Origin of the sequence: Cellulomonas sp. SLBN-39 (assembly GCF_006715865.1) — a bacterium.
Classification (GTDB): domain Bacteria; phylum Actinomycetota; class Actinomycetes; order Actinomycetales; family Cellulomonadaceae; genus Cellulomonas.
The window spans coordinates 354,746-366,554 of record NZ_VFOA01000001.1; the positions used below are offsets into that span (position 1 = coordinate 354,746).

The window sequence follows — 11,809 nt, forward strand, 5'->3', positions numbered from 1 at the left end:
GGACGCGCCGGACGACCCGGACCGCGGGGGGCCGGGTCGTCCGGTGGTGAGGGCCGGCGGAGGGGAGGTCCGGCCCCGGTCGGGACGCCGTCAGGACAGCGCGGTGAGGACGAGCGTCGTGCTGTAGCTGCCCGGCTCGGTCGTCAGGGGCGCGAGCAGGCTCAGGCCGGCGTCGACCGCGACGGAGCCCGCCGCGTGCCCGGCGGGCGCCGAGACCAGCGTGCGCGACGAGCGCAGGCCGTCCGACGCGGCCGTCCCCGGGGCGACGGTGGCGCCGGCGACCGCACCGACGGTGTTCGTGCCGAGGGCGGGGCTCCAGCCGAGCGACTGGCCGCCGAACGTGAGCGCACCGTCGGCGGTGGCGAAGTCCCCGACCTGACCGCTGAGCGACCACGCGGGCGCACCGGCGCGGGTGTCGGTGACCGTGACGGTGCGCAGGGCGCCGGACGCGCCGAACCCGGCGGCCGTCGGCTGGGCGACGCCCAGGCTGACCGCGGACGTGCCGCCGTCGATCGCCCAGACGAACTCGCCCGGCCCGGGCTCCTCGGGGTCGACCTCCTCCGGGATGTCGACGACGACGGGCAGCCCGTCCGCGTCGACGAACGTCAGCGGCGTGACGGTGTCCAGGCCGCGGTACGGGGAGGCCTGCGCCGCGAAGGTGACGACGTTGAGCGGGGTGACCGACGCGTCGTAGGTGGTCGCGCCCTTCGTGTAGACCGGCTTGACGTCGGTGAAGTGCACGACGAAGGAGCCGTCGGCGCCGAGCGTGGCGCCGGTCGACGTCTCCGCACCCGCGAACGACGTCCGCACCCACTTCGCGTACTGGAACGGTGCGGGGCTCAGGTGCCAGTCGTCACCGACGAGCGGACCGACGGCGACGTAGACGCCCGCCGAGGTGCCGTCGGTGGCCGCCGTGAAGCCGGTGCCGGTGACGGTGATGTCGGTCGTGCCGTCGAGCGCGAGCGTCGTCGTGGAGACCGCGACCTGCGGGGTCGCCGGTGCCGGGACGTCCTCGGCGACCGTGAACGCGACGTCCACGGGCAGCGCGGGCTTGTTGTCCTGCATGCCGCCGCAGCCGGTCGAGTAGAAGTGCGGGCGGACCGAGGCCGGGACGGCGCCGACGAACCCTGGCGCCCAGGAGCCCCACCAGCCGGTGGCGCCGCCGGTCGCGGTGCACGTCGTGGTCTGCGCGGCGCTGTCGGTCGTCGTCACGGTCACGCCCTGGTAGTCGGGCGAGAACCGGACCTCGCCGTCACCGGTCACGTCGATCGACCCCTCGTCGAACGTGAGCACGGTGATCCGGCCGTAGGCCGTCTCGGCGACGGGGTTGCCGCTCATGTCGGTGCCCGCCCCGAGCGTGAAGTCGAACGACAGCTCGCCCGAGCCGTCGGCCGCGACCTCCAGGCGCGGGTCGGAGTAGACCTCGTTCGGGGCGTTGAACTGGGCCGGGTAGGCGTTCACGGTGTAGCTGCCGTCCCAGGCGAGGTCGACGGCGCCCGTCACGGGGTCGGCGGTGCCGGTGCCGCCCGTGAAGCGCACCGCGTTGGGCGTCTGGCCGGCCTTGCTCGTCGGGAACGACGTGGCGGGCACGGGGTCGACCAGGTACTCCTGCTGGGTGCCGCCCGAGACGCTGCCGGTGAGCACCGTCGCGGCGCCCGTCAGGTCCTTGAAGGTCCAGGCCCCGAAGATGCCGACCTGGGCGTAGCCGCTCAGGCCCCAGGTGAACGTCGCGTCGTCCACGTCCTGCACGGCCGCGCTCGCGGGGGCGGCGGCGACGAGGGTCGCCGTCCCGCCGAGCACGAGCGCACCGAGGCCGGCCATCGTGCGCGTGCGCCACGTGGCGCCGCGTCGACCGGTCGCTGCAGTGAACATCGATGTCCTTTCGTCAGCCTCCCCGCGGAACGCGGGGTGGATGATAGTTAGGTTAGCCTTACCTAATTAGGACGACAAGTCCCGTTCGGGTGGCCCTCACCGCGCCCACGGCAGCACGAGCCAGCCCTTGACGAACCCCACGACCGCCACCGACGCCGCCCCGAGCAGCCCCGCGACGGACCACGCCAGCGCCTGGCCCTCGAGCACGAACCACCCCGTCACGGCCGCCGCCGCGGGGATCAGCGAGGCCGCCGCCAGCACCGTCGACGCCTGCAGCGCGGCCACCGCCGCGGCGGGCCCGGCCGACGCGACGTCGGAGGCCGCCGCCACGGCGCGCGCCACGGGGGACGACGCGCCGCCCGACGCCGCGGACCCGCCCGACGCCCCGGCCACCGGGACCGCCGGGACGGCCGCGCCCGGGGGCGCGACCGGCGCAGGGACCGGCGACGACGCGTCCCAGCTGACCGCCACCGGCGTCGCCGGCTTGGCCGCGTCCCGCGCCCCGCCGCTCGTGTACCAGTACGACGCCTGCCCCGTCCGGGCCTGGAAGCGCACGAGGTCCTGCGGGAACGCTCCCCAGAAGGCGGCGTTCGACGCGTCCCGCGCCGCCTGCGCCGTCCCGCCGGCCGGCACGTCGACCCGCACCCCGAGGTACTCGGGCGTGACCGTGAACCCGTCCGGCCCCAGCTCCACGCCGCGCAGCGTCGCGAGCGTGACCGACGTCGGCGGGACCGGCGCCCACTCGCCCGCGTCGGCCATGCTCGCCGCGTACCCCGACGCCGTGGCCGTCAGCGTGCCCGTGCCGTCCGCCTCGACGGTCAGCACCGGGTCCGACGCCGACCAGTACGTCATGCCGCCGTAGAAGGCCACGGTGAAGGACCCCGTCCACCGGACCGTCGCGGTCCCCTCGTCGAGGTCCACCGAGCCGACCCCGCCGTCGAGCACCACCTGGTTCTCGGACGCGCTCGCGGGCGACGACGCCTGCACCGGCCGCCCGTCGCGGTCCAGGCAGCGGCCCGCCCAGGTGGCGGTGCGCCACGCGCCGGTCGCGTCCGGCTTCTCGACCCTGACGTCGCCGTCGGTCGCGGCCCACAGCCCGTCGTCCTGCGTCCACACGCGCGAGGAGCCCGCGTCGCCGGCACGGCCCGCCGACAGGAAGTTGCACCCGCCGGCGTAGGCCCCGCCGCCGACCTCGAGGTTGAGCCCCCAGCGCAGCTGGGCGTCCGTGACCTCAAGACCGCCGACGTCGGGGATGACCACCTCGACCTCGACGTCGTCGGCCACCGCGGCAGGAGCCGCCGCCAGCACGGCCCCCAGGGCGAGCACGGCCGCCGACGCGGCGCGCAGCAGGCGCGCGCTCATCGCACCGCTCCCGACGGCAGCACCGCGACCGCACCGGCCCGCCGCCGACGGCGGGCGGTCACCGCCGACGACACGACGAGGACGACGAGGAGCAGGGCCGCGACGCCGACGGCGACGGTCGCGGGCGTCGTCACGGGGGGCTCGGCGGCGGCCCCCGCGGCCGCGGCCGCCACGACGGGGTCCGCGACCACGGTCAGCTCGACCTCGGCCACCGCGCCCGACGCCGCGGCGGTCAGGCCCAGCACGTGCGTGCCCGGGCGCAGGTCCGCGGGCAGCTGGAGGACGCCCGCCACCTCGCCGTGCGCGCCGGCGACGAGCGGACCCAGCGCCGCCAGGCCGCCCGCGAGCGCCGCCACGACCTGCTCCCCCGGGGTGAAGCCCTGCCCGGTGAAGCCCACGACACGCCCCTGCACGACCGTGGTCGAGTCGACGCCGACGCGCACCGCGCCCGGGGTCGGGGCGGCCGCGGTGGTCGGTGCGCCGCTGGTGGCGGGGGCCGGGGCGGCGGCGGGCTCATCGCTCGCGGGCGCGGGTACGACGGCGGCCCCCCGGGGCACCACGTCGACGGGCGTGAACGTCTCGTTGGTGGCGTTCTTCACGCCGTGCGCGCCGATCGTGATGACGCCGCACGTGACCTGCGTGCAGTCGACCTCGGTCGGCGCTCCCGAGCGGTCCGTCGCGGTGAACCGGGCGCCGGGGACGAGGAGGGTCGTGCTCCACGTGCCGCCGGCGTCGACGACCCCACCGTTGGCCGCGGCCGCGGTGTCGGACCCCGGGAACGCGACGAACCGCTGGTGACCGGCGTTGTCGGCGCTCTCGCTGTCGGGGACGTAGCGCAGGTCCTGCCCGGTCAGGCCGCCCTGCGAGGGGCGCCAGGAGCCGGTGGTGTCGACCCAGCCGAACAGCACGTAGATGCCGCCGTGGGCGGACGGCACCGACTGGAAGCCCGTCCCGGTCAGCGTCAGCGTCGTCGTGCCGTCCGCCGCGACGGCCGCGCGGCCGTCCAGACCCACCACGTCGACGCGTGCCGCGGCGGCCGCGGGGCCTGCCGGGGCCACGAGCCCGAGGGCGACGAGGACCAGCAGCACGGTGAGCGCCGGCACGGTCCGGTTCCGGAGGGCTGCGGTCACGGGACGACCTCGCAGGGACGGGCGGCGGCGGCCGCAGGGTGGTCGGCGGGATGGTCGGCGGGCTGGTCCGCGCCGTGGTGCGCGGACGGGGCGGGGTCGCCGACGGGGCGGGGCCTGCGCACCGGGAGGATCACGACCTCGTCGGTCCCGGCGCGCGGCACGACCTCGAGCGGGTGGCCGTACACCTCGGTGAGCAGGGCCGACGTGAGGACGGCGCGCGGCGGGCCGTCGGCCGCGACCCGGCCGCCGGCCAGGACGACGACGCGGTCCGCGTACGCGGCGGCGAGCGTGAGGTCGTGCAGCACGACGACGACCGCGCAGCCGTCGCCGGCCGCGGCACGGGCGCGGGCGAGGACGGCCTCCTGGTGCCGCACGTCGAGCGCGGCCGTCGGCTCGTCGAGGAGCAGGACCCGGCCGTCCTGGGCGAGCACCCGGGCGAACGCGGCGCGGGCCCGCTCCCCGCCGGACAGCGTCGGGAACGTGCGGTCGGCGAGGGGGACGACGTCGGCCGCGACGAGCGCGCGGTCCACGACGGCGTCGTCGTCGGCCTCCTGCGGGGTCCCGCGCCACGGGTGCCGTCCCATGGCGACGACCTCGCGGACCCGGAACGGGAAGGACACCCGGACCTCCTGGAGCATGACGGCCCGCTGTCTCGCCAGGTCCGTCAGGGGCAGGTCGCGCACGTCGACGCCGTCGAGGAGCACCCGCCCCGCGTCGGGGTGCGGCTCGCCGGCCAGGACGCCGAGGAGGGTGGACTTGCCGGCGCCGTTGGGTCCGACGAGGGCGACGAGCTCGCCCCCGCGCACGTCGAGGTCGATGCCGTCGAGCACCCGGTGCGCGCCGTACGCGACGTGGACGCCCCGCGCGGCGAGGACGACGCCGCCGGGCGCCGTCGCGGTCACGCCCAGCCTCCCGCGGTCCGGCGGGTCCGGCGGATGAGCCAGAAGAAGAACGGGCCGCCGACGAGCGCGGTGAGCATGCCGATCGGCAGGTCGGCGTAGGGCACGGCGGTGCGGGCCACGAGGTCGGCTCCGAGGAGCAGCACGGCACCGCCGAGCGCGGACGCGGGCACGAGGACCGCGTGCCCGGGGCCGACGACCATGCGCACCACGTGCGGCACGACGAGCCCGACGAAGGCGATCACGCCGACGAACGCGACGGCGGCGGCGGTGAGCACGGCCACGACGACGACGGCGGTGAGCCGCAGCCGCTCGACGTCGACACCGAGGTGCCGGGCGTTGCGCTCGCCGAGCGCGAGCAGGTCGAGGCGGCGGGCCAGCAGGAGGGCGGCCACGACGCCCAGCGCGACGAGCGGCGCGACGACGCCGACGTACGCCCACCGGGTGCCGTTGAGGCTGCCGAGCTGCCAGAACACGATCTGCTCCCGGGCCTGGGTGTCGCCGAGGAAGGTGAGGAACGCGACCGCGGCACCGCCGACGGCGTTGACGGCGACGCCGGTCAGGACGAGCGTGACGACCTCGGTGCGCCCGCCGGCGCGGGCGGTGGCGTAGACCACGAGCGTGGCGACGAGGCCGCCGACGAAGGCGAGCAGCGCCACGGTCCAGGGCCCGGCGAACGCCCACCCGGTGACGATGACGAGGCAGGCCCCCACGGCGGCGCCCGACGAGACGCCGACGACGCCCGGGTCCGCGAGGGGGTTGCCGAACACCCCCTGCATGACCGCACCGCCGGTGGCCAGCGCGGCGCCGACGAGCAGGGCCATGGCGACCCGCGGGAACCGGACGGTCCACAGGGCCGCGTCACCGTGGGGGTGGGTCGGCACCGGACCCACGTCGAGGCCGACGCGGTGCAGCAACGAGCCGAGCACCTCGGCGGGCGGCACGTGGAGCTGCCCGGTGCCGGCCGAGACCAGGGTGAGCACGACGACGGCGACCCCGAGGCCCCCGAGGAGCAGCGCCCGGGCGGGTGCCGGGCTCACGCGTCGTCCTGGCCCGGTGCGTACAGCGCGACCGCGAGCGCGTCGAGCACGTCCGCCGTCGCCGGCCCGAAGCTCAGCACCTGGGAGTCGGCCATGTCGACGACGCGGCGCCGCTCGCCGGCCGGGGTGCTCGCCACCGCCGGCAGGCGCTCGAGCAGCCCGTCGACCCCCCCGACGGACTCGAGGCCGTCGGTCATCATGAGGATCACGTCGGGTGCGGCGGTGACGAGGCCCTCGTCGTTGAGCGGGCGCATGCCCTCCCAGCCGATCTCGCCGGCGACGTCGACGCCGCCGACCGCCTCCACGAGCGAGTCGGCGCCGGACCCCTCGCCGAACAGGTAGTAGACGCCGGCCTGGCCGCGGGCGTAGAGGAACATGATCCGCAGCCGGTCGGCCGGGTCCGCGGGGGCGACGGCCGCGATCTCGGCGATCTTCGCGTCGATCTCGGTCCTGGCCCGCTGGGCGAGCTCCTCGCCCTGGTCGGGGACGCCGAGCGCGTCGGCGACCTGCTGGACGAGGTCGCCGACGGTCGTCACGTCGCGGCGGGAGTCGACGACGACGACGGGGACGCCCGCGTCGCGGACCTGGAGCACCGCGTCCCAGGGACCGAGGGTGGTGTCGGTGACGACCACGGTGGGGGCGAGCTCGAGGATCGCCTCGGCGGACAGGTCGTGCCCCCCGGTGGTGACCAGGGGCCGGTCGGCGATCTCGGCGAACCCCGAGGAGACGTCCCGGCCCACGACGTTGTCGCCGAGACCGAGCTCGAAGACCGTGCGCGAGAGCGTGCCGTACACGTCGAGCGCCAGGATGCGGCTGACGTCCGTGACCGTGACGGACGTGCCCTGCACGTCGACGACGCTCGCGGGCAGCTGCGGCTGCGGGTCGTCGGCGACGGGGCGCACGGCGGCGTCGGCGACGACCGCGGTGCTCGGCCCCTCGAGCGCGCGGGGGTCGGCGACCGGCGCGACGTCGGCCAGGCGGGCACCGCCGTCGGCGACGGGCCCGGCCGCGCCCCCGAGCGTGCTGCACGCGGCCAGCGCCGCCGTCGCCGTCAGGGCGGCGGCCGTCCTCGCCAGCCGCCGCCAGGTCGCTGCCGCGCGCACGCCGCCCACCGCCTTCGTCGTGGAGGTGCGACGCGCCCGCGTCGCAGAGGTGAGCCTAACCTCAGTGAGGTTTGCCTATCCAACCCTCCGCGCGGTGGTGTGCGCCACACCTCCCGCGCACGACGACGGCCGCCGCCCGGGCGGGGCGGCGGCCGTCGGGGCCGGGCCAGGAGCACGTCCGGGCCGTCACGCGTCGTGACGGGCCGGGTGACGGGACCGGGCGAGGGACGGGACGGGCGTCAGGCGTCGCCGACGTCGAGGGCGAGGAGGTCGGCGAGCGTCTCGCGGCGCACGAGCACGCGCGACGCACCCGCGCGGACCGCCACGACCGGCGGCCGGGTCAGCAGGTTGTAGCCCGACGCCATCGACCGGCCGTACGCGCCCGTCGCCGCCACGGCGAGCAGGTCCCCGGCGCGCACGTCGCCCGGCAGCTGCACCTCGTGCACCACCACGTCGCCGCTCTCGCAGTGCTTGCCGACCACACGGGCCAGCACCGGCGCCGCGTCGGACGCCCGGCCGACCAGCTCGGCGTGGTACCGCGCGCCGTACAGCGCGGGACGGATGTTGTCGCTCATGCCGCCGTCGACCGAGACGTACGTGCGCACGCGCCCGTCGTCCAGCCGCACCGGCTTGACCGTGCCCACCGTGTAGAGCGTCAGCCCCGCGGGGCCGACGATCGCCCGGCCCGGCTCGACCGACAGGCGCGGCAGCGGGGTGCCGAGCGCGCGGCAGGCGTCCGCGACCGCGTGCACGACCTCCTTGGCCGCGCGGTCCGGGTCGAGCGCGACCTCGCCGGGCAGGTACGCGATGCCGTAGCCGCCGCCGAGGTCGACCTCCTCGACCAGCACCCCCGTGCGCGCGGCCAGCGCGGCGCGCAGCGCGAGGACCTTCTCGGCGGCCGCGCCGAACCCGGCCGGGTCGAGGATCTGCGAGCCGATGTGCGAGTGCAGGCCGAGCAGCCGCAGCTCGGGGCGCTCCAGCACGCGCAGCAGCGCCGTGACGGCAGGGCTGTCACCGCCGGCGGGCCCGGCGGCCAGCGAGAGCCCGAACTTCTGGTCCTCGTGGGCGGTGGCGATGAACTCGTGCCCGCCCGCGTGCACGCCCGTCGTCAGCCGGACCATCACCGGGGCGGCGTCCGTGGGTGTCCCCGCGGCGCGGCGGGCGGCCACGAGGTCCGCGAGCCGGTCCACCTCGACGAGGGAGTCGACGATGATCCGCCCGACGCCCGCGTCCAGGGCCGCGTGCAGCTCGGCGTCGGACTTGTTGTTGCCGTGCAGGCCGATGTCGGCACCCGGCACGCCGCCCGCGAGGGCGACCGCGAGCTCGCCGCCGCTGGCCGTGTCGACGCGCAGCCCCTCCTCGTGCACCCAGCGGGCGACCGCGCGCGTGAGCAGCGCCTTGCCGGCGTAGTACACGTCGGCACCCGTGCCGACCTGCGCGCACGCGGCCTCGAAGGCCTCCCGGAAGGCCCGGGCCCGCGCGCGCAGGTCGGCCTCGTCGAGCACGTAGGCGGGCGTGCCGTGCTCCGCCGCGAGGGTGTGCACGTCGGCGCCCGCCACGCGGACGACGCCGTCCGCGCCGCGCACGACGCCGGTGGACCACGGCACCCCGGCCGGGACGCCCGCGGCGTGCCCGGCCGGCGCGTCGGTCACTTGCGGTCGGGCGCCGTGACGCCCAGCAGGCCGAGCCCGTTGGCGAGCACCTGCCGCGTCGCGTCGTTGAGCCACAGGCGCGTGCGGTGCACGTCCGTGACCTCCTCGTCGCCGAACGGCATCACGCGGCGCTTCTGGTCGTACCACTTGTGGTACGCGCCGGCGAGGTCCTCGAGGTAGCGGGCCACGCGGTGCGGCTCGCGCAGGTCAGCCGCCTGGGCCACGACGCGCGGGAAGTCCGCGATGTGCCCGAGCAGCACGGCCTCCGACGGGTGGTCGAGCAGCGAGCCGTCGAACCCGTCCTCGCGGTGCACGCCCGCCTCGCCCGCGTTGCGGGCCACCGACGCCGTGCGCGCGTGCGCGTACTGCACGTAGTGCACGGGGTTCTCGTTCGACGCCCGCGTCAGCAGGTCGAGGTCCAGGTCGATGGCCTGGTCGCTGGACGAGCGCGCGAGGGCGTACCGCGCGGCGTCGACGCCGATCGCGTCGACCAGGTCCACGATCGTCAGGACCGTCCCGGCGCGCTTCGACATCCGGACGGGCTGACCGTCCTTGAGGAGGTTGACCATCTGCCCGATGAGGAGCTCGAGGTTCACGTGCGGGGTGTCCCCGAACGCCGCGCAGACGGCCATCATGCGGCCCACGTACCCGTGGTGGTCCGAGCCGAGCATGATGACGACGCGGTCGAACCCGCGCTCGCGCTTGTCGAGGTAGTAGGCGATGTCGCCGGCGATGTACGCGGCCTGCCCGTCGGACTTGATGACGACGCGGTCCTTGTCGTCGCCGAAGTCCGTGGTCCGCAGCCACGTCGCCCCGTCGGCCTCGAACATGTGCCCGGACTCGCGCAGCCGGGCGACGGCGCGGTCCACGGCGCCGGACTCGTGCAGCGAGTCCTCGTGGAAGTACACGTCGAACTCGACGCCGAAGTCGCGCAGCGACGCCTTGATCTCGGCGAACATCAGGTCGACGCCCCGCACGCGGAACGCCTCGGTGGCCTCCGCCGTGCCCAGCGTGCGCGGGTCGGGCTCGCCCGCGGCGATCGCGTCGGCGACGACCTGCTCGGCGATCTCGGCGATGTACTCCCCGCCGTAGCCGTCCTCCGGGGCCTCCTGCCCGAGGGCGCGGGCCAGCAGCGAGCGCGCGAACCGGTCGATCTGCGCACCGTGGTCGTTGAAGTAGTACTCGCGCGTCACCTGCGCGCCGGACGCCTCGAGCACGCGGGCCAGGGAGTCCCCCACCGCGGCCCAGCGCACACCGCCGATGTGGATCGGCCCCGTCGGGTTCGCCGAGACGAACTCGAGGTTCACCTTGACCCCGGCGAACGTCTCGTTGCGGCCGTACGCCTCGCGCTGCTCGACGACCGTGCGGGCGAGCTCGCCCGCGGCCGACGCCTCGAGGCGGATGTTGAGGAACCCGGGACCGGCGACGTCGACAGCGGCGACGCCCGGGACGTCGGCGAGCCGGCGCGCGAGCTCCTCGGCGAAGGCGCGCGGGTTCGTGCCGGCCTTCTTGGCCAGCTGCATCGCCACGTTCGTCGCCCAGTCGCCGTGGTCGCGCTGGCGGGGTCGCTCGATGTGCACGCGGGCCGGGACGGCGGCCGGGTCGAGGGCGAACGTGCCGTCGTCGACGGCGTGCACGAGAGCGCCGCGCAGGGCGTCGGCGAGCTGGTCGGGAGTCACCGGGCGATCGTACCGAGCGCGACCGCCCCCTCCGGGCGCCGCCCACGGTCCGGTCGGGCGACGCGCCGCGCCCGACAGGCGTCCAGGTCTGGCACGGAGGGCGTCGGTACGTGTTGACTGCACCGGACGCGCACCGCGCGGCGGGCGACGACGCCGGCCACGGGCCCGCGCCCCGCCCGCCCACCCCCGCAGCACGTCCAGGAGGACCGCACCCGATGGCGAGACGTACCGGCCTGATCGACGTCGCCGTCGAGGCGCTGCGCGCGCGCATCTCGTCCGGGGAGTGGCCCGTCGGCTCGCGCATCCCGCCCGAGCCCGCGCTGGTCGAGCTGCTGGGCGTCGGCCGCAACACCGTCCGCGAGGCCGTGCAGTCGCTCGTGCACGCCGGGCTGCTGGAGCGCCGCCAGGGCTCGGGCACGTACGTGCTGTCCGCGTCCGAGATGGCCGTGTCCATGGGTCGGCAGATCGCCGACGCCCGCCAGCGCGACGTCGTCGAGGTGCGCCGGGCCCTGGAGATGGAGGCCGCCCGGCTCGCCGCGCGGCGGCGCACGTCGACCGACGTCGCCGAGCTGCTCGCGCACCGCGACGCCCGCGCCGAGGCGTACCGCCGCAACGACCTGGACGCCATGGTCAGCACCGACCTGACCCTGCACCGGGCCGTCGTGCGGACGGCCGCCAACCCTGTGCTGGCGTCGATGTACGAGAACCTGCTCGACGCGATCGGGGAGAACATCCGCTTCAACTTCGTCACGGACGTGCACGCGCACGACCAGCACGACGGGCTCGTCGACGCGATCGTCTCGGGCGACGCCCGGCGCGCGGCGGAGGAGACGAGCCTGTACCTGTCGGCGCTCCTCGACGACTGAGGACCGGCGCCGCGCCACGACGCACCGCGCGTCCGTGGGCCGAGGCGTCACCCGCCCGCGGGCTGGTAGTCTCGGGCATCGCGTCCCCCGGGACGCCCGCGCGCCCGTAGCTCAGCGGATAGAGCGTCTGCCTCCGGAGCAGAAGGTCGAAGGTTCGAATCCTTTCGGGCGCACCAGTCGAACGGCCCACGGCCCGGTCCCTCAGG

Annotated in this window: 9 protein-coding genes and 1 tRNA gene; 2 read left to right on the forward strand and 8 right to left on the reverse strand. The window is 76.3% G+C overall.

Features of this window, described 5'->3' with window-relative positions; all coding sequences use genetic code 11:
* Positions 1 to 90: 90 nt before the first annotated feature.
* The 8 genes from FBY24_RS01610 to argS all read right to left on the reverse strand — a co-directional run bounded on the left by FBY24_RS01610 (position 91) and on the right by argS (position 10,737).
* A complete protein-coding gene (locus FBY24_RS01610; protein WP_142157502.1) occupies positions 91 to 1,872 on the reverse strand; it encodes a hypothetical protein in 1,782 nt (593 codons plus the stop codon).
* A 96-nt stretch (positions 1,873 to 1,968) separates the two neighbouring features.
* Entirely contained in the window at positions 1,969 to 3,234 is a 1,266-nt protein-coding gene (locus FBY24_RS01615) for a hypothetical protein (protein ID WP_142157504.1), read from the reverse strand.
* A complete protein-coding gene (locus tag FBY24_RS01620; protein ID WP_142157506.1) occupies positions 3,231 to 4,364 on the reverse strand; it encodes a hypothetical protein in 1,134 nt (377 codons plus the stop codon). The genes FBY24_RS01615 and FBY24_RS01620 overlap by 4 nt, the downstream gene beginning before the upstream one ends.
* A complete protein-coding gene (locus FBY24_RS01625; protein WP_222117191.1) occupies positions 4,361 to 5,266 on the reverse strand; it encodes a heme ABC transporter ATP-binding protein in 906 nt (301 codons plus the stop codon). Before FBY24_RS01625 ends, FBY24_RS01620 begins: the two co-directional genes overlap by 4 nt.
* A complete protein-coding gene (locus tag FBY24_RS01630; RefSeq protein WP_142157508.1) occupies positions 5,263 to 6,303 on the reverse strand; it encodes an iron ABC transporter permease in 1,041 nt (346 codons plus the stop codon). The genes FBY24_RS01625 and FBY24_RS01630 overlap by 4 nt, the downstream gene beginning before the upstream one ends.
* A complete protein-coding gene (locus tag FBY24_RS01635; protein WP_174243458.1) occupies positions 6,300 to 7,406 on the reverse strand; it encodes a hemin ABC transporter substrate-binding protein in 1,107 nt (368 codons plus the stop codon). Before FBY24_RS01635 ends, FBY24_RS01630 begins: the two co-directional genes overlap by 4 nt.
* 239 nt (positions 7,407 to 7,645) lie before the next feature.
* Positions 7,646 to 9,058 carry a diaminopimelate decarboxylase gene (gene lysA / locus FBY24_RS01640; RefSeq protein WP_142157510.1) on the reverse strand — a complete coding sequence of 471 codons (1,413 nt, stop codon included), beginning with the start codon at positions 9,056 to 9,058 and terminating at the stop codon, positions 7,646 to 7,648.
* Complete coding sequence (argS, locus tag FBY24_RS01645; protein ID WP_142157512.1) at positions 9,055 to 10,737, reverse strand: arginine--tRNA ligase; 1,683 nt, start codon at positions 10,735 to 10,737, stop codon at positions 9,055 to 9,057. The genes lysA and argS overlap by 4 nt, the downstream gene beginning before the upstream one ends.
* A 215-nt stretch (positions 10,738 to 10,952) precedes the next feature.
* Between argS and FBY24_RS01650 the strand changes: the two genes are divergently transcribed.
* On the forward strand, positions 10,953 to 11,603 hold the full coding sequence (locus tag FBY24_RS01650) for a FadR/GntR family transcriptional regulator (RefSeq protein WP_142157514.1): 651 nt from the start codon (positions 10,953 to 10,955) through the stop codon (positions 11,601 to 11,603).
* Positions 11,604 to 11,703: 100 nt separating this feature from the next.
* Positions 11,704 to 11,779, forward strand: a tRNA-Arg gene (locus FBY24_RS01655).
* Positions 11,780 to 11,809: the final 30 nt, after the last annotated feature.

What these genes read in the sequence shown, in the direction of transcription:
- FBY24_RS01615 (WP_142157504.1), bottom strand. Translation starts at nt 3,234, where the DNA reads ATGAGCGCGCGCCTGCTGCGCGCCGCGTCGGCGGCCGTGCTCGCCCTG.
- FBY24_RS01650 (WP_142157514.1), top strand. Translation starts at nt 10,953, where the DNA reads ATGGCGAGACGTACCGGCCTGATCGACGTCGCCGTCGAGGCGCTGCGC.
- FBY24_RS01610 (WP_142157502.1), bottom strand. Translation starts at nt 1,872, where the DNA reads ATGTTCACTGCAGCGACCGGTCGACGCGGCGCCACGTGGCGCACGCGC.